This window comes from Methylomagnum ishizawai, assembly GCF_900155475.1.
GTDB classification, from domain to species: Bacteria; Pseudomonadota; Gammaproteobacteria; order Methylococcales; family Methylococcaceae; genus Methylomagnum; species Methylomagnum ishizawai_A.
In genome coordinates, this window is record NZ_FXAM01000001.1 from 3,673,493 (window position 1) to 3,693,472 (window position 19,980).

The 19,980-nt window shown below is 63.9% G+C and carries 16 protein-coding genes; 5 read left to right on the forward strand and 11 right to left on the reverse strand.

Going from position 1 to position 19,980, the window contains the following annotated elements:
- Nucleotides 1–142: 142 nt before the first annotated feature.
- Together B9N93_RS16415 and B9N93_RS16420 are read left to right on the forward strand one after the other, a co-directional pair.
- Entirely contained in the window at nucleotides 143–739 is a 597-nt protein-coding gene (locus B9N93_RS16415) for a YceI family protein (RefSeq protein WP_085215331.1), read from the forward strand.
- A gap of 208 nt (nucleotides 740–947) precedes the next feature.
- On the forward strand, nucleotides 948–1,397 hold the full coding sequence (locus B9N93_RS16420; RefSeq protein WP_085215332.1) for an SRPBCC family protein: 450 nt from the start codon (nucleotides 948–950) through the stop codon (nucleotides 1,395–1,397).
- A 148-nt stretch (nucleotides 1,398–1,545) separates the two neighbouring features.
- Here B9N93_RS16420 and B9N93_RS16425 read toward each other — a convergent pair whose 3' ends face one another.
- Genes B9N93_RS16425 through B9N93_RS16435 form a run of 3 tightly spaced genes read right to left on the reverse strand, consistent with a single transcriptional unit; the run spans nucleotide 1,546 to nucleotide 5,422 of the window.
- A complete protein-coding gene (locus B9N93_RS16425) occupies nucleotides 1,546–3,987 on the reverse strand; it encodes an arylsulfatase (protein ID WP_085215333.1) in 2,442 nt (813 codons plus the stop codon).
- Nucleotides 3,988–4,008: 21 nt separating this feature from the next.
- Nucleotides 4,009–5,022, reverse strand: a complete 1,014-nt coding sequence (locus B9N93_RS16430) for a SphA family protein (RefSeq protein ID WP_085215334.1) — start codon at nucleotides 5,020–5,022, stop codon at nucleotides 4,009–4,011.
- 10 nt (nucleotides 5,023–5,032) lie between these two features.
- Nucleotides 5,033–5,422, reverse strand: coding sequence for a putative quinol monooxygenase (locus B9N93_RS16435; RefSeq protein WP_176225292.1), 390 nt, complete (start codon nucleotides 5,420–5,422; stop codon nucleotides 5,033–5,035).
- Nucleotides 5,423–5,661: 239 nt separating this feature from the next.
- Here B9N93_RS16435 and B9N93_RS16440 point away from each other — a divergent pair, with 239 nt between their 5' ends.
- On the forward strand, nucleotides 5,662–6,924 hold the full coding sequence (locus tag B9N93_RS16440; RefSeq protein WP_085215336.1) for an MFS transporter: 1,263 nt from the start codon (nucleotides 5,662–5,664) through the stop codon (nucleotides 6,922–6,924).
- Nucleotides 6,925–6,993: 69 nt separating this feature from the next.
- On the opposite strand, the gene B9N93_RS16445 is transcribed toward B9N93_RS16440, so the two are convergent.
- The gene (locus B9N93_RS16445; RefSeq protein WP_176225293.1) at nucleotides 6,994–8,919 is read right to left on the reverse strand and encodes a sigma-54-dependent Fis family transcriptional regulator; all 1,926 of its coding nucleotides are present in this window, start codon (nucleotides 8,917–8,919) and stop codon (nucleotides 6,994–6,996) included.
- A gap of 96 nt (nucleotides 8,920–9,015) precedes the next feature.
- Between B9N93_RS16445 and B9N93_RS26415 the strand changes: the two genes are divergently transcribed.
- Together B9N93_RS26415 and B9N93_RS16450 are read left to right on the forward strand one after the other, a co-directional pair.
- Nucleotides 9,016–9,312 (forward strand): EamA family transporter, encoded by a 297-nt coding sequence (locus tag B9N93_RS26415; RefSeq protein WP_254899411.1) that lies wholly within the window; start codon nucleotides 9,016–9,018, stop codon nucleotides 9,310–9,312.
- Complete coding sequence (locus B9N93_RS16450; RefSeq protein ID WP_254899412.1) at nucleotides 9,255–10,097, forward strand: DMT family transporter; 843 nt, start codon at nucleotides 9,255–9,257, stop codon at nucleotides 10,095–10,097. The genes B9N93_RS26415 and B9N93_RS16450 overlap by 58 nt, the downstream gene beginning before the upstream one ends.
- Before the next feature lie 11 nt (nucleotides 10,098–10,108).
- Here B9N93_RS16450 and B9N93_RS16455 read toward each other — a convergent pair whose 3' ends face one another.
- From B9N93_RS16455 to glgB, 7 genes are all read right to left on the reverse strand, one after another.
- Nucleotides 10,109–10,870: a class I SAM-dependent methyltransferase gene (locus B9N93_RS16455; protein ID WP_176225294.1), complete on the reverse strand. Its 762-nt coding sequence runs from the start codon at nucleotides 10,868–10,870 to the stop codon at nucleotides 10,109–10,111.
- A gap of 115 nt (nucleotides 10,871–10,985) precedes the next feature.
- A complete protein-coding gene (locus B9N93_RS16460) occupies nucleotides 10,986–11,390 on the reverse strand; it encodes a hypothetical protein (RefSeq protein WP_085215339.1) in 405 nt (134 codons plus the stop codon).
- On the reverse strand, nucleotides 11,390–12,028 hold the full coding sequence (locus tag B9N93_RS16465) for a response regulator transcription factor (protein WP_085215340.1): 639 nt from the start codon (nucleotides 12,026–12,028) through the stop codon (nucleotides 11,390–11,392). Before B9N93_RS16465 ends, B9N93_RS16460 begins: the two co-directional genes overlap by 1 nt.
- Before the next feature lie 220 nt (nucleotides 12,029–12,248).
- Entirely contained in the window at nucleotides 12,249–12,893 is a 645-nt protein-coding gene (locus B9N93_RS16470) for a response regulator (protein ID WP_085215341.1), read from the reverse strand.
- 277 nt (nucleotides 12,894–13,170) lie between these two features.
- Complete coding sequence (locus B9N93_RS16475; protein ID WP_085215342.1) at nucleotides 13,171–15,312, reverse strand: alpha-amylase family glycosyl hydrolase; 2,142 nt, start codon at nucleotides 15,310–15,312, stop codon at nucleotides 13,171–13,173.
- A 98-nt stretch (nucleotides 15,313–15,410) separates the two neighbouring features.
- Complete coding sequence (gene glgA, locus B9N93_RS16480) at nucleotides 15,411–17,420, reverse strand: glycogen synthase (protein ID WP_085215343.1); 2,010 nt, start codon at nucleotides 17,418–17,420, stop codon at nucleotides 15,411–15,413.
- 160 nt (nucleotides 17,421–17,580) lie between these two features.
- On the reverse strand, nucleotides 17,581–19,836 hold the full coding sequence (gene glgB / locus B9N93_RS16485; protein WP_085215344.1) for a 1,4-alpha-glucan branching protein GlgB: 2,256 nt from the start codon (nucleotides 19,834–19,836) through the stop codon (nucleotides 17,581–17,583).
- Between the last annotated feature and the right edge of the window lie 144 nt (nucleotides 19,837–19,980).

Sequence of the window (19,980 nt, forward strand, 5' to 3'; positions counted from 1 at the left end):
CTTGCTTTGGACGCCGGTTGATTGGCCAGGACCGGACGCCCGCTCCGAAAATCCCCTAGCCTGAAACAATGGGCCGCAGTACAGTCCCGCCCACCCGCCGGTCCAAGCCGGTCTTTTCATCCCCAGCCCTTAGGAGGCTTCCATGCGTCACGCGATCATCCTGGGCTTCACCGCCCTCTTATCCATCGGCAGCGCCCAGGCCGAAACCTATACCATCGATCCCAGGCACACCTTGCCGGTGTTCGAGGTCAACCACCTGGGTTTTTCGACCCAGCGGGGCCGTTTCGATAAAACCTCCGGCAAGATCGAACTGGACCGGGCCAAGCAAACCGGCCAGGTCGATTGGACCATCGACGCCAGTTCCCTCGACATGGGCGAGGATAAATGGAACGAGCATCTGAAATCGGCGGATTTCTTCAATGTCGCCCAGTTCCCGACCATCACCTACCACGCCGACAAATTGGCTTTCAAAGGCGGGGTGCCGGTGGCCGCCGAAGGCACGCTGACCTTGTTGGGGGTCACGAAGCCGGTGAAGCTCGCCATCCACCACTTCACCTGTGGCAGGAACCCGCTCAACCAGAAGGAATTGTGCGCCGCCGATATCGAGGCCAGCCTCAAGCGCTCGGAATTCGGCATGACCAAATACCTGCCTGGCGTCGGTGGCCTGGCCAAAGACCTGATTCCCGGCGTCGGCGACGAGGTGAAGGTGTTGGTGCCGGTGGAGGCGTATAAGGATTGACCGATTTTCCGCCGCGGCGGAATCCAGGCTTCCCGGATTCCGCCGCCCCCGTCCGCAATATCCCCGCCCCCGTAAAACCCCTTACCAATTCCCACCGTCTCCGCAGTCTAACCGCCTGTCCGCCCGGCGGATAAACGCATCCCCTTGGGATGCCGACAGCGACGCACCCGGCCTAGGACAGGCCGGAATAGCCCACAGAGGAAACTTTATGGCCAGCCTGCACCAATCCATCGAGATCGACGTTCCGGTCCAGACCGCCTACAACCAATGGACCCAGTTCGAGGATTTCCCCAGCTTCATGGAGAACATCGAGGAGGTCCAGCAACTCGACGACCAGCACCTGCATTGGCGGGCGTCCATCGGCGGGGCCGAACGCGAATGGGAGACCGAGATCACCGAGCAGATTCCCGACCAGCGCATCGCCTGGCGCACCGTGTCGGGCGCGGAGAACCGGGGCGTGGTGAAATTCGAGCCTTTGGGGGCCGACCGCACTTTGCTCACGGTGGATGTGGAATACCAGCCCGGCACCGTGACCGAAAAGATCGGCGACATGTTGGGCATGGTGTCCGCCAATATCGGGGAGGATTTGGAGAACTTCAAGGAGTTCATCGAAAACCAAGGCGGCGAAACCGGCGCTTGGCGCAGCGAAATCCACTGAGTCCGGTCTTGCGGGTTCCCAGGCATGACTTGGGAACCCGCGCCCCGGACCCAAGGATTATTTGGGCTTGACCGCCAACCCCTTGGCGGTTTTTTTATGCCGGATAACCTTCGTGGGTCTGCGCCTGAAGATCGCCGCAGGCTACAACTCAAGGTGCCCGTGGCGTCGCCGGGGGCGGGGGCGGGGGCGGGGTTGCGGCGACGGCGCCCGGCGGGGGCGCGGGGGCGTCGAGGGTGACTTTGACGATCTGGCCGGTGAAATGGTTCTCGCCCTGTTTGTAATCCGCCGATACCGGGGTTTCCCCGTCCACTCCGACATTGGCGGTTTCGTCCGCCGAGAACAGGTTGGGCACGGTTTTTTCGATCCGGCCTTCCGCGACCTTCTTGCCGTCGATGAACAGGCGACCCGTGCCGCCCTTGCCGCGCCCGCCGCCGTCGTAGGCGAACTCATAGCGCAGGGTGGCTTTGCCTGCGTGCGGAGCTTCGGGCGCGGCGATTTTGTATTGCTCCATCCCCACCCAGTTATAGAGATACACCGGCTTGCCGTCCTTGAAATACAAGCTCCAACCGGCGAAACGCCCGCCCTGGGCCACGACCACACCCTCGGCCCCGCCCTTGGGAATCTCCAGTTCGGCGGTGATGCTGTGGGAGCGGTTCTTGATGTTGATGAAGGCGTTTTCCGCCATGCCCACGCCGCCCGGATACAGGGTGAGCGAGGTGCGCCCGGCCATCAGGTCGGGGCGGCCGGCCACGGTGGGATCGAGCCGCTCGACGGTGCGGTCGTCCAGCGGCAGGACTTGGTATTTCACGGCTTCCTTGAGGAACAGGGCTTGTAGCTCTTTCAGCTTGGCCGGGTTCTTCGCGGCCAAATCCTGCGCCTGGCTGAAATCGTCCACCACCCGGTAAAGCTCCCATTGATCCTGGTCCAGCGCGGCGCGGGGCTTGGGTTCCCACGGTGCCTTGTGGACGGTCCCGGCGAACCAGCCGTCGTGGTAAATCCCCCGGTTGCCCACGATCTCGAAATACTGGGTGTGGTGGCGCGACCCGGCCTTGGCATCGTTGAAGGTGTAGGCGAGGCTGACGCCTTCCATCGGTTTTTGCGTGGTGCCGTTGACCAATTTGGGCTGGGGGATGTGGGCGGCTTCCAGCACGGTCGGGGCGATATCGATCACATGATGGAACTGGCTGCGGATTTCGCCCTTGGCCTGGATGCCCTGGGGCCAGTGGATGACCATCGGGTTCTGGTTGCCGCCGAAACGGGAGGCGACCTGCTTGCCATAGTTGAACGGCGCGTTGCCCGCGTTGGCCCAGCCCACGGCGTAGTGCGGGAAGGTTTCCGGCCCGCCCCAGCTGTCCAGCCGCTTGGTTTTCTGCTCCAAGGATTCCGGAATGCCGTTGAACAGCGAGTTCATCTCGTTGGCGGCCCCGGCCATGCTGCCTTCCGGGCTGGCCCCGTTGTCGCCGACGATATAGACGAACAAGGTATTGTCCATCTCGCCCAGTTCTTCCAAGGTCTGCACCAAGCGACCGATCTCATGGTCGGTGTGTTCGCCGAAACCGGCGTAGACCTCCATTTGCCGGGCGTAGACCTGGCGCTCCGGTTCGCCCAGGGTGTTCCAGGCCGGGATGGCCTCGGGCGTGGGCGCGAGTTGGGTATTGGGCGGGACGACGCCGAGTTGCTTTTGCCGGGCCAGGGTTTCCTCGCGGTAGCGGTCCCAGCCTGCGTCGAAGCGGCCTTTATATTTATCGGCCCATTCTTTCGGCACATGGTGCGGGGCATGGGTGGCCCCCGGCGCGTAATAGACGAAGAAGGGCCGGTCCGGCGTCAGGCTTTGCTGTTGGCGCACCCAGGCGATGGCCTGGTTGGTCATGTCGGTGGTGAAGTGGTAATGGGGATCGCGCGGCGGTTCGACCCGGGCCACGCCGTCGTAGATCGTCGGGGCCCACATATTGGTTTCGCCGCCGATGAACCCGTAGAACTTGTCGAAGCCCGAACGGGTCGGCCAGCGGTCGGTGGGACCAGAGGGGCTGACTTCCCAGGGCGGGGTTTCATGGTATTTGCCGAAGGCGGCGGTGCTATAGCCATTCAGGCGCAGAATTTCGGCCAGGGGCGCGATGGCGTTGGGCCTAACGCCGTTATAGCCGGGAAAGCCGGTGGCGATATCCATCACCGCGCCGGCGTTGGCCGAATGATGGTTGCGCCCGGTGAGCAAAGCCGCCCGCGTCGGCGAGCACAGGGCGGTGACGTGGAACTGGTTGTATTTCAAGCCTTGCTGGGCCAGCCGGTCCAGGGTCGGCATGTTGATCGCCCCGCCGAAAGCGCTGGACTGGCCGAAGCCGAAATCGTCCAGCAACACAATGACCACGTTGGGCGCGCCTGGCGGGGCTTTCACCTCGAAACGCGGCGGGATTTTGGCCTTGCGGGCGTCGAGTTCTTTGATGGCGGGATATTGGGGCGGGGCGATGGGCAGGACCGAGCGGTCCAACGCCGCCGGACCGGGCGCGGGTTTGGCACCCTTGGCGGCGGCGGGAACGGCGGACACCAGGCCCAACAGCGCCAAGGCATAACGGGACAGCGGAAATTTCAGCATGAAGATGCGCTCACGACAGGGTTAAAAATTGAGGGCCACGGAGACCATACCGAGATTACCCTCGAAACGGTGCTGCACATCGTATTCGTGAATCCATTTGCCGATGAAATGCACCTGCTTGTCGCCGAGTTTGGGGCTGTAGCGCACGATGGGACCGACCCCGGCGGCTTCGCCCTGGAACCCGCCGACCTGGGGCAGCAAAGGCTGGCCGGTGGCGTCGCGCATCTGGTTGAGCGCGTTCACCACCCCCTGGAGCTGGCTCAGCATCGGGCTTTTGTCGTTGCTCAACTGGCTGAAATAAAAGCCGGTCACGCCGATGCCGAACGCCTCCGAGAAATGCTGGGCCACGGTGTAATCGAGGTGGAATTCGTCGCCGCTCTGGTATTCGGTGGCGTCGTTCTTGGTGTTGCTGAGGAAGCCGACATTGAACGACACTTCGTGGCCTCGCGTCGGATGCACCCAAGTCAGGCCCAGCACGCTATCGAAGGACCAATAATTCTTGCCCAGGTTGACGATCTGGTCCGGGTTGTAGAAGCCGGTGGGCATGATGATGAATTCGTCCAGTTTCACGTTGAAATCTTCCCACTTCCACACCAGGGACAAGGGCGAAACCCCCATATCGCCCATGCCGCCCTCGTTGCCGCTCCCGGAGCCTTGGCGCGGCCCGGATTCCACCGTGCCCCGCAGATGGGCGTCGAACACGATGGGCATAAAGAGGCTGGCCCCGTAGCGCGCGCCCAGGATTTCGAAATCGCTGACCCAGCCCATCTTGGCGATGGTGAGCCACAGGTCGAGATCGGCATTGACCGCGGTATTGCGGCCCAGGGTCACATCGGGCAAGCGTCCGCCGTAATAGACCAGGTCGTCGCGGAAATACACGCCGGGGTCCATTTGCTTATTCATGAAGAAATCGTTGTAGGCACCGGGGAAATAATGGCTGGTGCCGCCTTCGGTGGCGGGGGCGCAGGCCGGGACCAAGGCCAGGGCCAAGGCGGCGAGCGCCGGGCGCGGGCGGGAAGACAGGGTTTGGAACATGGGTTATCGCTCATGGGGTCGTGGTTTTCGGAGGGGGGTCCCGCGGCTCGTTCAGGTCCGAGCGCACACTGGCCGGGAATTCCAGGCCGCGGGTTTCGGCGATCAACCGGAATTGGCACTCGGGCGCTTCGGTCCCGAGTTCCATCAGCGCGGCCAATCGACTGAAATGCGGCGAGCGGATCATCTGCCGCACCGCCTCCTCCGACTCCCAGGTTTCCACATAGCAGATACAGCGCGGGTCGCCATCCGCCAGGAACAGCCGGGCCGACAAGCAGCCGGGTTCGGCCCGCGCCCAACGGGCCAGGGCGCGGAAGGCGGCGATGACCGGACGGGTGTGTTGCCGGGAGGTGCGGATGAGAAGGCGCAGTTCGATCATGTCCACCGCTATGGCTAAGATCATGCCAGTTCGGCGGCGGCGTGGAAACGGCTTGCGGCGCGGGAGTTTAGCGGCGGAATGTGGCCCTGTCACGACACGGCGGCGCGTTCGATGCCCCGAAATATCGGGGATTCCACGGGATGGCGTGCCCCGGCCCCGCGTTGGACGCCGGCCCAACCGCCACGCCCTCGCGCCCGGCCCGCGGCGGACAGCCATGTCCGGTTTCCTGCTATCGTTACGCTTTTGCCCCAAGGTCGCGCCCCATGAACACGACAACCCCCACCCCCCTGGCCAAGATCATCCTGGTCGGACTCATCGGCAATGTGATGGAGTGGTACGACTTCGCCGTCTACGGCTATTTCGCCACGGTCATCGGCAAGCTGTTCTTTCCCGCCAGCGACCCGGTGGTGTCCTTGATCGCCTCGTTCGGGGCGTTCGCGGCGGGCTTCCTGGTCCGGCCCTTGGGCGGGCTGGTGTTCGGCCGGATCGGCGACAAGGTCGGGCGGCGGCGGGCCATGATCCTCTCGGTGATCGCCATGGCCGTGCCCACGGTACTGATGGGATTCCTGCCGACCTATGGGGCGGTGGGTATCGCCGCGCCCCTCCTGATCATCGCCCTGCGTATCGTCCAGGGCTTGTCGGTCGGCGGGGAATTCACCAGCTCCTTGATCTTCTTGGTGGAACACGCGCCCGAGAACCGGCGTGCCTTCAGCGCCGTCTGGGGGTCGTGGGGGGCTTCGGCGGGGATTTTGACCGGGTCCGGGATGGGTTGGCTGATGAATTGGCTGCTGGACGATGCCGAGATCGTCGCCTGGGGTTGGCGGATTCCCTTCATCCTCGGCGGCTTGATCGCGCTGGCCGGGTACTGGATACGCAATAGCCTGCATGTGGATATCCCAGTGGGCCGCAGCGCCAACCCGGTGCGGGATATTTTCACCCAATACCGCTTGCCGGTATTGCGGGTCGCCCTGCTGAATATCGGCTTTGGGGTGGCTTTCTATACCGTGTTCATTTACGCGGTCAGCTATATCAAGAACATCGACCATTTGTCCGAAGGCGTCGCCCTCAAGCTGAATACCTGGGCCATGTTGCTGCTGCTGCTGGTGTTGCCGTTGGCGGCCTGGCTGTCCGACCGCTTCGGGCGGAAACGGATACTGGGCGTGGCCTCGGTGTTGTTGGCGGCGGGGGCGGTGCCCTTGTTCCAATTGATCCACTCGGGGGATGAATCGGTGATTTTCCTGGGCGAATTGAGTTTCGCCCTGATCGTGGGGCTGATCTCCGGGGGAATCGCGGCGACCAATGTAGAACTGATACCGGCCCCGGTCCGCTGCACCGGCCTGGCCTTCGCCTATAACGCCTCCATCGGGATTTTTGGCGGCAGCACGCCGATGATGGCGGCTTGGCTGATCGATTACACCGACAATCCCATCGCCCCGGCCTATTGGGTGGCGGCGACGGCCTTGGTGTCCTTGCTCACTTTGATCTTCATGATCCACGAGACCCGGTTCCAGCCCTTGCACACTTGAGGCCGACGGCGACGGCCCGGCCTGGATTGGCGGGTTCCCAAGCCCTGCGCGGGAACCCGCGTATGCGCGTCAAACCGGGCGGCGGATGCCGAGCTTGAGCATCCGGCTTTCCAGGGTGCTGGGCTTGAGCCCCAGGATTTCCGCCGCGCCCGCCGCGCCGCGCACCCGCCAGCCGGTAGCTTCCAACACGCGGAGGATATGGCTCCGCTCCACCTCGGCCAGGGTCGCGGGACCGGCCTGGGCGGCGGACGCCGACCCGGCGGCGGGATGCCCCGCCAGCGTGGGCGGTTCGATCCTGAGCAGCGACCCGGAGTTGAGGATCACCGCCCGCTCGATGACGTTACGCAATTCGCGGATATTGCCCGGCCAGGGGTAATTCAGCAGCGCTTTCAAACTGGATTTGGCGACGGCCTCGATGGGTTTGCCCATGGCCTTGGCGAACTCCTCGACGAAGGATTCGACCAGGGGCGGCAGGTCGTCGCGCCGCTCCCGCAAGGGCGGCAGGTGCAGCGGGAACACATTGAGCCGGTAATACAAATCCTCGCGGAACCGGCCTGCGGCGACTTCCCGGGCCAAATCGCGGTGGGTGGCGGCGATCAGGCGCACATCCACCTTGATCGGCCTGGGATTGCCGAGCCGCTCGATTTCCTTCTCTTGCAACACCCGCAACAGCTTGGCCTGGGCTTCCAAGGGCAATTCGCCGACCTCGTCCAGGAACAGGGTCGAACCGTCCGCCAACTCGAAGCGGCCGATCTGCCGGGCCAGCGCCCCGGTATACGCGCCCTTTTCCCGCCCGAACAATTCGCTTTCGATCAAGGCCGCCGGGATCGCCGCGCAATTGACCCGGATCATGGCACGGCCCCGCCGGGGGCTGGCTTCGTGCAGGGCGGTCGCCAGCACTTCCTTGCCGGTGCCGGTTTCGCCGGTAATCAGCACCGAGGCCGGGGTCGGGGCCACTTGGCCGACCTGGGCCAGGACGCGGCGCATCGAGTCGCTGCGGCTGGCGATGCGGGTCGCGCCCTGGTGTTCCTCGATTTCGCGGCGCAGGTAGACGTTTTCCTGTTGCAACTGGTCCTTGAGGGTTTGGATTTCGGCCAGGGCCCGCCGCAAAGCGGTTTCCGCCTGTTTGCGCTCGGTGATGTCGATGCCCGCGCCCATCATCCGCCCAGGACGGCCATCGCCGCCCCACTGGCATTGGCCGGTGGCGCAAATCCACCGGGTCTGGCCGTCGGGATGGCGGATGCGGTATTCCTCGCGGTAGGTGCCGCCCCCCGCGAGCGCCTGCTGGATCGCCCGCTCCACCCTGGGCCGGTCTTCCGGCACCAGCCGGTCCAGGAACAGCCCGATGGTGACCGGCGCGTCCGCCGCCATGCCGTAGAGGGTCCGCGCCCGGTCGGTGCCCCAAAGGGTGTCCCCTGGAATATCCCAGACCCACAGCCCGACCTGGGCGGCCTCGGCAGCGAGGCGCATCTGGGCCTCGCTTTCCCGTAGCGCCTGGTCGGCCCGCCGCCGCGCCAGGGCGTTGGCGAACACATCGGCGATGAGGCGCAAGCCCCGCACCACCCGTTCCGGCCAATCGCGGGGCGTGGCCGAGGAAAACGCCAGGCCGCCGCGCAACTCCCCACCAACAATCAGCGGGAAAACCAAATCGGCGCGGGTGCCATAGCGCAGGAAATTCTCGCGGTCGGTGGCCTCCTCCAGGTCGGCCACATCGCGGACAATCAAGGTTTCGCCTGCGAACAGGGTTTTCATGACCAGGGGCACTTCGGTCATGACCGATTGGACCTTGTTGGGGGGAATGCAGGCTTTGGCATAGCAATGGGTGACGAAGCCGTCCTGGCCGTCGGCGGTGACTTCGCCCAGGGTGGCGCGGTCGATGCCCAAGGTTTCGGCGATACGTTGCAGGCTGGCGTTGATGACCCCGTCCACTCGGTCCGAAGGCAGGTTGACGAATTGGGCGGAGAGTTCCGCCAGCAGCATCTCGAAATGGGGCATGTCCATGGGTCCGGGCTGGGTCGTGGGGGGGCGGTAGTTTAATGCCACGTTATTTCGGAGCGGCAATCCCCGCGTCCGCCGCGTAACATAGGCGGTATGAAAAAACACACCCGCCCACATCGATCCCGGCCCCCTGGACATCCAGCCCGGTCCGGCGTGTGGGCCGCGCTGGCAGCGGCGCTGCTGTTCGGGGCCGGGACGCCTTTCGCCAAGCTATTGCTGGCCGGGGTCGATCCCTGGCTGATGGCGGGTTTGCTCTATCTGGGGTCCGGCTTGGGCCTGGGAATCTACCGGGCCTTGCGCCGGGCACCCCGCGCCGGGCTGGCTCCGGGCGAATGGCCTTGGCTGGCCGGGCGGTGTTGGCGGGCGGCGTGGTGGGTCCGGTGGCGCTGATGTTCGGATTGCGGGGCATGCCCGCCTCGGAAGCCGCCTTGCTGCTCAACGCGGAGGGCGTGTTCACGGCGCTGCTGGCTTGGTTCGGCTTCCGGGAGAATTTCGACCGGCGCATCGCCTTGGGGATGGCCTTGATCGTGGCCGGGGCGCTGGTGCTGGGTTGGCCGGAACGGGCCGGTGTATCGGCGTCCTGGCCCGCGCTGGCGGTGTTGGGGGCATGTTGCGCCTGGGGTTTGGATAACAACCTGACGCGCAAGGTGTCCCTGGCCGACGCGGGTTGGCTGGCGGCGGTCAAGGGCTGGACGGCGGGGACGACGAACTTGGCCCTGGCCTGGACCCTGGGGGCGGCGTGGCCGTCGGCGCGGGAAGTGGCGGGAGCGCTAGTGTTGGGCGGTTTGGCCTATGGGGCCAGTTTGAGCCTGTTCGTGGTGGCTTTGCGCCACCTGGGCACGGCCCGCGCCGGGGCTTATTTCTCGGTGGCCCCGTTCTTCGGAGCGGCGTTGGCGCTGCCGCTATTGGGCGAACCGGCGGAACCGCGCTTGCTCCTGGCCGGGGCGCTGATGGGCTGGGGCGTCTGGCTGCACCTGACCGAGCGCCATAGCCACGAACACCGCCACGAGGCCCTGGAACACTCACACGCCCACCACCATGAGGACGGCCATCATGACCACGGGCACGAAGAGTCGGTACCCGCCGGCACGCTCCATAGCCATCCTCACCGCCACGCGCCGCGAATCCACGCCCATCCCCATTTCCCCGACGCCCATCATCGGCATCGGCATTGACGGGCCGGACGTCAGGTCGAACCATCCCCGAACAAGCCGCCCCAGGTCTGGACCTGGGCCACGCTGCCCACCATGACCCGCTCGCCCAGTTTATCGTGCCCCGGCATCCTGGCTTTGTGGACGACGATCAGCGAATTCCTGAATTCGATGGCGTCGATCCAGCCATCGAGGATGAAGGCCGGGGTATCCTTGACGGGGAAGAAAGTGTGCAGATGGGTGTTGAGGGTCGCCTGCCCGCTCCAGAACTGGAAGTTCACCACATCGGTCAGGCGCTTGAAGAAAGCGTGGGCGGCGACTTCGTTCAGCAAGCCGCCGCCGAAATCGTCCATGTACAGGCAATGGGTGTCCTCGATCACATAGACGCCGCCCGGTGCCAGCCGGGGGAAATAGCCGACGAAGGCTTGGATGATATCGGCGGAGCGGTGGGAACCATCGTCGATCACGATATCGAATTGGGGCGCGAGGGCGGCGATGCGCTGGCGGGCGTCCTCGCCGTTGGCGTCGCCGACCACGACCGTGATCCGGGGGTCTTCGTAGCGCAGGGCGGCGCAACGGGGATCGATGTCGCAACCGACCAGGATTGCCGCCGCGTGGAAATACCGCGCCCAGGTTTCCAGGGAACCGCCGTTCTGCACGCCGATTTCCAGCAGGCGCACCGGGTGGTCGCGCCAGGGCCGGAACAGCCGGTCGTAATAGGCGAGATAGGAAGACCATTTATCGCTGACCTTGCCGGTCTTGCCACGGTGCAAGGCTTCTATCGAACCGGATTCCATCGTCGTGGCCTGCTCTATGTGGTGGGGGCGGAACCGCCCCGGTGGAACGGATCGGCGGGCCCGGCGCGCGGACGGGACGCCATGGGAACGGGCCGCCAAGCCGCGCCGGCCCGGTTTATTTGAACGCTGGGAAGCCGGTTTCCAGCAGCCAGCGGTTCTTGTCCTCATCGTAGCGCCAGCGTTGGTCCTGGGTCATGCTGCGCTCGACCATTTGGTTGCCCCGGACATAGCGGATTTCCACCGTCTGCAACACCACATTGCCCTCGTCCAGCACATCCCGGAACAGCGGCTGGTAATAGGTGACTTTGATGTCCTTGAGCGCCTGCCAGTCCGGCAAGGGCGAAGGGGGCCGGGCATAGTAGTCCAGCGACTTCTTGAACAGGCTCCAGCGGATCGCTCCGGCATAGCCGTTCAATTGCTCGTCCATCCGCATCAACTGGTAATCGTGGGTGCAGGCCGGGAGCGCCGGGCCGAGACCCAACCAAACGGCCACCCCCCATATCCGCGCGCGTTTCTTCATCAGGCAACGGGGGTTCCGTGGTGGGGGCCGAAGAACTCGCAAGCCTCGGCCAGGCGGGCGAGTTCCAGCAGGTTGGCGGTGTCGGTCTTGGCCAGGATGTTGGAGCGGTGCATCTCCACGGTGCGGTGGCTGATGCCGAGGATGCGGGCGATCTCCTTGTTGGAATGGCCGCGCATCAACTGGGTCAACACCTCGCGCTCGCGCTCGGTCAGCACCGAAAGCCGCTTGAACAGGATGGCGTTGGCCCGCTCCCGCTCGCGCCGTTCCTCTTCCTGGGCCAGCGCGGTGCGGACCCGCTCGATCAAGAGTCCCGGATCGACCGGCTTGGTCAGGAAATCCACCGCCCCGCCCCGGATGGCCTGGGTGGCGATGGCGACCTGCTCGCAGGCCGAAAGATAGACGATGGGCAGGCGCACCCCGCGCTGGGCCAGTTCGGCCTGGAGTTCCGGCCCGCTCATGCCGGGCATCGCCACATCCAACAAGATGCAACCGTGGTGCTTCTTTTCGCACACGGACAGGAAAGCCTCGGCGCTGGCGAAATTCTCGGCGGCGAGTCCGACAGCGCCCAGCACGATGGATAGTTGCTCATGGATTACGGGATCGTCGTCGATGACGAAAATGCTGGTTGGATTGGTCATGGCGGAATTGGCTCGGCCAAGTGAAGGGACATAGTGTACGTGGGTCCGGGCAGGTTCCGCGAGATTTTCGCGCTGTGTGTTCCCGGTCCAAACCAGGGCGTTTTCACATCGGTCGTAGGCACGGATCGACTCATATTCCAAACCTGGACGGAAAGTCCCGCCCTTATTACATGGCCGTCATCGATTCGGGCCACGCCCGCCAGCGCGGGCCACGCCCTGATTAATCGACCTGCAAATCGCGGCGTATCGCCAAGTTGGTGGCGATGTTTTCGATCTGGTCGAAGGGGATCGGCTTCCCCAGCACCAGGATATCGTCGGGCAAACCGCCCCGCTCCTCGACCTCGCCGACGGACAGTCCGGTCACCACCACCACTTCCATGTCGGCCAATTCGGGCAGGGCGCGGAGCTTGCGCAGCATCTCGAAGCCGTCCATGGACGGCATCAGCAAATCGGTGATGAGCAGATGGGGTTGTTCCAGCCCGATACGGACCAGAGCCTCGAAGCCATTCTTGGCGAACACGGTATCCGGGGCCATCCGCCATTTCCTGAGCCGCATTTGGTAGAGCATCAGCAGGTTGGGCTCGTCCTCGACCACCAGGACGCGCAGGCGGGGTTTGCGCTCCGACTTTTGGGATGGCTCGCCCCGGTCGAGGTTGCGGAACTCCTCCGAGGCCAACAGGCGCTCCAGGGATTCCAGGGTGATGCGGCGGTGCCCGCCTTCGGTCTTCCAGGCGCGGAGCAAGCCGTTCTCCGCCCAGAGCTGCGCGGTGCGCACGGACACCCCGAGCCGGTCGGCGGCCTCGGTGGTGGTGCAGAAGGTCTTGGCGACCTTGGCACGGGGGGGTTTGGGGCTGGGCGTTCTCACGATGGGATACTTCTTCGATTGAATACGGCGGGCCGATGGCTATCGGCGATCCCAAGCTTTACGGCTTGAATTTACCGGGCGCCTGCCGATGGCGTCCCAAAGCGGGGATGTCCTAATCAACGGGAATCGTGGGAGGATCGATCTCTTCACAGGAGCGCAAGACTGAATCATTTTCTACACTAAAAATCAGATTTTATCAAAACTTTAGGCGGTCCGGGGGTTTTCAACCCCACCCCTCCCCCGCCCGGCGGAAACGCCCCCCATCCCGCCGGGCTCATCAACGTAGGTATACACCGTCTTCGCCAATCTTGCCCGGCCCGTCCAGCACATAGACGCCCGCCGAATTGCCCTTGACATGGAAACCCAGCACACCATGGGCGGCGTGGATTTCCTGGCCGGTCACGGCATCGCGGTAGAGGCCGGGCCGGACGCCCTCGACCCTCACATCCTGCCCGCCGCCGATGGCCAGCCCCACCACGGCATAGCTGCCGCCGACGGAATAATCCCGGATGAAACTCATGCCGCCGCCCCATTCCGCCACCCGCTCCATCCGCGCCTTTTGCAGGGCCGGGATGGCGCGGCGGATCAGGTTCAGCCGCCGGATATGCTGGTACAAGGGATGGGCCTGGGTGTGGGCGATGCGGTCCCCGGCCAGATAATCGCCGAAATAGGCCCGGCCCGTCTGGTCCAGGGTGTCCTTTTCGCCTGCCACATCCTGCGGCGCGCCCTTCATGAATTCGACTTCCTCGCCGTAGTACAAGCAGGGAATGCCGCGGGCGGTCCAGATCAGGTTATAGGCCGCCGCCGCCATCCAGGTTTCGCCCTTGAAGCGGTATTTGAAATCGTTGTCCGGGCCGACATCGTGGTTTTGCAGGAAGGTCACCAATTGGGTGGCATCGCCATAAATCCAATCCATGCCGAACACCTGGCCGGTGCCACCGTAGGTGCCCTTGCTGACGGTGTCGCGGAAGGTCGAGAACAGGCCGAAATCCAATTGCGGGAACCCCGAATCGCCGCCCGCGTTGGGATTCCGGGGATCGTGGCCCAGCCGGGTATACCACCAGGGCCGGATTTGCGATGGGCCGTTGTCGCCGCCGCCCAGATCACCCCAGCCATAGCCCTTCACCAGATTCTCGCCGAACACGAACAGGCCGGGTTTGTGGGCTTTCCAAGCATTGACGTATTCCAACAGGTTGCCGCGCTCGATGTGCTTCACCGTGTCGATGCGGAGCGCATCCACGCCCATGTCGAGATAACGGTTGATGGCCCCGATAAGGTAGTCCTTGACGTTCTGGCGCCCAGTGGCGAGATCGATGCAATCCCCGGCCAGATGCTTGTGTTGCAGGGGATGGGCGCTCTCCCAATCGCCGCCGCAGATGAAGCCTTCCTGGTGATACCACTCGGGGTCGAGTTGGTTGGCGTCGATGCCGAAGAAGCGGCCTGGGTTGTAGCCGGGCTTGGGGACGGTCTCGCCGGTCTTGGGATCGACCAGGGGCACGCTGCCCTCGGGGTCGGTGGCGTGGCGTTCCCGGTACCACTCGGGCGCGACCGGATTATCGATATCGTCGCGGTTCGGCCAGGCGTAATTGCCCAAACTACCCTGGTACGGGCCATTGTCGATCCGGCCCGGCTCCGAACCCTGCGGCACGTAATACTTGATCGGCAAATGATCGATATGGACCTGGCCGCGGATGCCGTATTGGCAGGAATGGTTCACCACCACATCCTGGATGATCTTGATGCCCTGGGCATGGGCCGCGTCGATCAAATCCTGGTAGGTGGCGTCGGGCGATTCCAGGCGCGGATCGATGCGGGTCCAGTCGTAGGCGTGGTAGCCGTGATAATCCAGGCCCGAGCGGTTCTCGACCGGCGGCGTGATCCAGATCGCGCTGAAACCCAACTCCTTGATGTAATCGAGGCGCTGGATCAGCCCCTTGAAATCGCCGCGCCAATGCGGGTCTTCCGGTGCGCCGGTCGCGGGATCGAACTTGATACGGTCGCGGCAAAAGAAATTATTGGTGGGATCGCCGTCGTGGAAGCGGGTGGTGATGAGGAAGTAAATGGTCTCCTCGCGGAAATCGACCCGCTCATGGCACGGGGCCAATGCCGGCAAGGGGGCCGAACACACGGGCGGGTGGATTTCATCCAGGGTCGGCGGATGGTCGAACCAACGCCCATCGGCGAACCACCCCTCCCGTTCCCAGGCCAAATCGCTGGTCTGCCGCCCGCGCCCGTCGTTGAATAGGAACTGGAGGCCGGCCTCTTCCAACGGGAAGCCAAACCAACCCCCGCCCTCCGCCCGCATCGGCACGCCGGGCCAGGGGGTATGCGGTTGGGATTTGACGGGATGCCAATAATGGATCAGGACGGGTTCCGCCCAATCGGCGGGTTTTTTGAAGTGCAGGGTGAAGCCGGGCATAGGAGATCGTTCTGGCAAAGCGGGAAGGATGGAGGAACGGGCGCGGGACCGGAACGGCCAGCGGGGCCGGCGCGCGCACCGGCCCCGCGCCACGCCGCCTATTTTTCGCGGATATAGTCGTAGATGTTCAAATAATCCCGCCCCGGATGGTTCCAGGAATTATCCGAGCGCATCCCGTTCTTCATCAGTTCGCGGAAATGATCGGGATATTCGTAATAGCAGGAAATCGCCCGGCCCAGGGCCGATTCCAGCCCGGTGCCGTCGTAGTTCTCGAACACATAGCCATTGCGCTCGTGCAAGGCGCGGTGCGAATAATCCTTGTCGAACACCGTATCGGCCAAGCCACCCACCGAGCGCACCACCGGCACCGTGCCATAGCGCAGCGCGATCAACTGGGTCAGGCCGCAAGGCTCGAACCGACTCGGCACCAGGATCATATCGGCCCCGGCATAGATGAGGTGGGACAGTTCCTCGTCGAAACCGATCTCCAGATGGCAATCCGGGCTTTCGTTCAACATCCGCTTGAGGTTCCAGAAATCTTCGTTGATGCCCTGGTAGGGGCTGGAACCCAGCAGCACAAACTGGGCGTCGCGCTGCAAGCTGTAGAAGATGGCGTGGCGCACCAAATCCAAACCCTTCTGCGGATCGAGGCGGCCAATGAAGGCCACGATGGGCTTGGCGTTGTCGGCCAACATCAGGCGATGGCGCAAGGCCCGCTTATCATCGTACTTGCGCTCTATCGTATCCACGCCGTATTGCGCCGGGATATGCCGGTCCACTTCCGGGTTCCAGACATCGTAATCGATGCCGTTGACCACGCCGCCATACTTGAGGTGGTGGGTGTGCAGGGTCGGCTCCAGCCCGAAGCCCTGGCCCTGGTCCTTGGTCTCATAGGCATAGCGCGGCGACACCGTGGTGACGAAATTGGAATAGACGATCCCGCCCTTGAGCAGGTTCAAGGCGTTGGGATGCTGGTTGTCGCGCAGCCGGTTGTAATCGAAGAAGCGGGCCGGATCGTGCAGCCCGGTGGCCTTGAGCAATTCCGCCCCGGTCACGCCCTGGTGCTGGAAGTTGTGGATGGTGAGGCACACCCTGGGGTGGGTCATGCCCAAACGCTGGTAGAACTCGTACAGGAACACCGGCACCAGGGCGGTCTGCCAATCATGGCAATGGATGATGTCGGGATGCTTGCCGGACTTCCACAGGAATTCGATGGCGGCGCGGGAGAAGAAGGCATAGCGCAGCACATCGTCCTTGAAGCCGTAGATACTGCCGCGGTTGAAGAAATTGTCGTTGGAATGCGGCTCGATGAAGAAACATTTGCGGTCGTAGACGAAGCCGAAGTACACCGTGCAATGGATCGCACCGTCGTACCACGGCACCCACAGGTCTTTGTACACCTCCTTCAAATCGTAGATATGGTCGTAGCGCATACCGCTGTATTTGGGCAGGATGATTTCGACATGGTTGCCGCGGATCGCCAATTCACGGGTCAGGCCGAACACCACGTCGGCGAGGCCGCCGACCTTGGCCACCGGGGCCATTTCCGGGGCGATTTGCACGATGAACAGGCTGGGGCGGTGATGGTGATGCACTTCCGGCTCTTCGAGGTGGACTTCGACGGGTTCCTGGTCGGGCAAAGGCTCTTCGACGTGGGTGGATTGGGGTTCGGCGGGTTCGCCTTCGGGTTCCGGGTCGATGAGGGGCGGAGCGGCGGGAACGGGTTCCGCCACGATTTCGGCGGCTTCCGGTTCGACTACGGCAGCCTCCGGTTCGACAGGAACGGTTTCCACCACAGCTGTGACGGCTTCCGGTTCGGCGGCAACGGGTTCCACCACGACGGCGGCGGTTTCCGGTTCGGCGGGGACAGGCTCCGCTATGGCTGCCACAACTTCCGGCGCGGCGGGAACGACAGCCTCGACCGGGGTTTCCGTCGCCACGACCTCGACCGGGGCCGGTTCCAAGGGCAACGTTTCCTGGGTGGGCGCGGCGGGAATCACCGGAGCCGGGGACGGCGCGGCGGCGGCGGGCTTCTTGGCCGGGGCGGTGGGCTTGGCCGGTTTGGCTGCGGCCTTGGTTTTATCGGGACTGGTGGGTTTCTTGGCCATGGAGATGTTTCCTAAGATGATGGGATTCTTCGCGGCTGCCGCCCCGGCCGCTGCCACGTAGCCCGGATGGAACGATAGCGGAATCCAGACGCTTGCAGGCACCCGGATTCCGTCGCACGCTGTCCGGGCCAGGGGCCGGATCGATTCGGGGCGGTATGGATCAAGCGGCGGGTTCCGCCGGGGTGGTTGGCGCCGCGGGAAGGACGCTCGCGGGTTCGTCCGCCAAATCGGATTCGGGCACGGGTTCGGGCTTGAGTTTCAAGACGATACCGGCCAGCGGCGGCAGGGTGATGACGACCGAATAGGGCTGGTTCATCCAGGCCCGTTCCTCCGCGTCCAAGGACCGCGCCCCGTTGCCCAGGCCGCTCCCGGCGTAATCAAGGGCGTCGGAATTGACCAATTCCCGGTAGGTGCCCAGGGCGGGCACGCCGATCCGGTAATCCTCGCGCGGCACCGGCGTAAAGTTGACCGCGACCACCACGGACTCCCCACCCGCGCGGCGCTGATAGACCAGGGTCGAATTCTGCCCATCGTGGCAATCGATCCACTCGAAGCCCTGCCAATCGAAATCCAGCTCGTACAAGGCCCGCTCGGCGCGGTAGAGCCGGTTCAGGTCTTGGAGCAGACGCTCGATGCCCTGATGGAAGGGGAATTCCCGCACGTACCAATCCAGCACCGCCGTGCTGTCCCATTCCCGGCCCTGGCCGAATTCGCCGCCCATGAACAGCAGCTTCTTGCCGGGATGGGTCCACATGTACACATACAGCATCCTGAGGTTGGCGAAACGCTGCCATTCGTCGCCGGGCATCTTGTAGAGCAGGGATTGCTTGCCGTGGGCCACTTCGTCGTGGGAGAACGGCAGCAGGAAATTCTCGGTGAAGGCGTAGAGCAGGCTGAAGGTCAGTTCGCCGTGGTGGTATTGGCGGTGGATGGGGTCTTTCGCCATATAGCGCAGGGTATCGTTCATCCAACCCATGTTCCACTTGAGGTCGAAGCCCAGGCCACCGACATAGGTCGGCTTGGTCACTTGCGGCCAGGAGGTGGATTCCTCCGCCATGATGAGCGTGCCCGGCGCTTGGCTGTGGGTGACTTCGTTGAGTTCGCGCATGAAATCGATGGCTTCGAGGTTCTCGCGTCCACCGTATTTATTGGGAATCCATTCGCCTTCCTTGCGCGAATAATCCAGGTACAGCATCGAGGCCACCGCGTCCACCCGGAGACCATCGACATGGTATTCCTCCAGCCAGAACAGGGCGCTGGAAATCAGGAAGTTCTTCACCTCGTAGCGCCCGAAGTTGAAGATCAAGGTGGACCAATCCTTATGCTCGCCCAAGCGCGGGTCGGCGTGTTCGTACAAGGCCGTGCCGTCGAAATAGGCCAGGCCATGGGCGTCCTTGGGGAAATGGGCCGGCACCCAATCCAGGATCACGCCGATGCCGTGCCGGTGGCAATAATCGACGAAGGCGCGGAAATCGTCCGGCGTGCCGAACCGGCTGGTCGGGGCATAATAGCCGGTGGTTTGGTAGCCCCAGGATTTATCGTAGGGATGTTCGGTGATCGGCATCAATTCGATATGGGTGAAGCCGAGCCGCTGGACATGTTCGACCAAGAGGGTGGCGAGTTCGCGGTAGTTGAGCATCTCGCCTTCGGGGCCGCGCTGCCAGGAACCCAGATGCACCTCGTAGATCGACAGGGGCCGGTGCTGCCAATCGAAGCGGGCGCGGGTGTCGAGCCAGGTTTGGTCGGTCCAGCGGAAGGCGCTGGGCGCTTCGACGATGGAGGCGTTGTCGGGCCGTAGTTGGAACTGGCGGCCATAGGGGTCGGATTTCAGGAAAATATCGCCGTTCTTGGCGCGGATTTCGTATTTGTAGATGACCCCATGCGGCAGGTCCGGGATGAACAACTCCCAGACGCCGTTGCCATGCACCCGCAGCGGATGGGCTCGGCCATCCCAGCGGTTGAAGTCGCCCACCACGCTGACCCGTTCGGCGCTGGGCGCCCAGACCGAGAACAACACGCCGGTCGCGCCGTCGGCCTGGTGGACCCGCGCCCCCAACAGGCGGTGGGCGTGCCAGTGCTTGCCCTCGCCGAACAAATGCAGGTCGAAATCTGAAAGCTGCGGCGGATAGCAATAAGGATCGTGGGCGATATGCTCGCGGCCCTGGTCGTCACGCCAGATGAGGCGATAGCGCTCGGGTACCTGCTCGGCCTTACCGTGCCACTCGAACAAATCGGTGCCTTCGATCCGGTGCAGGCGGTGGCCGCCTTCGGCGATGGACACTTCCTCCGCGTGGGGCAGCATGGCCCGCACCCACACGCCGCCGCGCTCGGGATGTCGGCCCAGCACCGCGAAGGGGTCGTTGTGGCGGGCATTGACGATCTTTTGCAACTCGGGCGAGAGTTTTGGCTGGTTCATCCTGGATACCTCTTTATTGTGGTTGTTGGGGCGGGCCGCCGACTCGGTGCGGAACAGGACGGGCGGACCGCCACGGCGCTATTTTAGGCGCAAGCGGCGGGGAACGCTTGGCGGGAATGTCGGGATTTTTTGACGGGACCGAAG

Coding starts and splice junctions, on each gene's coding strand:
- B9N93_RS16415 (WP_085215331.1), top strand. CDS start 143: ATGCGTCACGCGATCATCCTGGGCTTCACCGCCCTCTTATCCATCGGC.
- B9N93_RS16420 (WP_085215332.1), top strand. CDS start 948: ATGGCCAGCCTGCACCAATCCATCGAGATCGACGTTCCGGTCCAGACC.
- B9N93_RS16425 (WP_085215333.1), bottom strand. CDS start 3,987: ATGCTGAAATTTCCGCTGTCCCGTTATGCCTTGGCGCTGTTGGGCCTG.
- B9N93_RS16430 (WP_085215334.1), bottom strand. CDS start 5,022: ATGTTCCAAACCCTGTCTTCCCGCCCGCGCCCGGCGCTCGCCGCCTTG.
- B9N93_RS16435 (WP_176225292.1), bottom strand. CDS start 5,422: ATGATCTTAGCCATAGCGGTGGACATGATCGAACTGCGCCTTCTCATC.
- B9N93_RS16440 (WP_085215336.1), top strand. CDS start 5,662: ATGAACACGACAACCCCCACCCCCCTGGCCAAGATCATCCTGGTCGGA.
- B9N93_RS16445 (WP_176225293.1), bottom strand. CDS start 8,919: ATGCCCCATTTCGAGATGCTGCTGGCGGAACTCTCCGCCCAATTCGTC.
- B9N93_RS26415 (WP_254899411.1), top strand. CDS start 9,016: ATGAAAAAACACACCCGCCCACATCGATCCCGGCCCCCTGGACATCCA.
- B9N93_RS16450 (WP_254899412.1), top strand. CDS start 9,255: ATGGCCTTGGCTGGCCGGGCGGTGTTGGCGGGCGGCGTGGTGGGTCCG.
- B9N93_RS16455 (WP_176225294.1), bottom strand. CDS start 10,870: ATGGAATCCGGTTCGATAGAAGCCTTGCACCGTGGCAAGACCGGCAAG.
- B9N93_RS16460 (WP_085215339.1), bottom strand. CDS start 11,390: ATGAAGAAACGCGCGCGGATATGGGGGGTGGCCGTTTGGTTGGGTCTC.
- B9N93_RS16465 (WP_085215340.1), bottom strand. CDS start 12,028: ATGACCAATCCAACCAGCATTTTCGTCATCGACGACGATCCCGTAATC.
- B9N93_RS16475 (WP_085215342.1), bottom strand. CDS start 15,312: ATGCCCGGCTTCACCCTGCACTTCAAAAAACCCGCCGATTGGGCGGAA.
- glgA (WP_085215343.1), bottom strand. CDS start 17,420: ATGGCCAAGAAACCCACCAGTCCCGATAAAACCAAGGCCGCAGCCAAA.
- glgB (WP_085215344.1), bottom strand. CDS start 19,836: ATGAACCAGCCAAAACTCTCGCCCGAGTTGCAAAAGATCGTCAATGCC.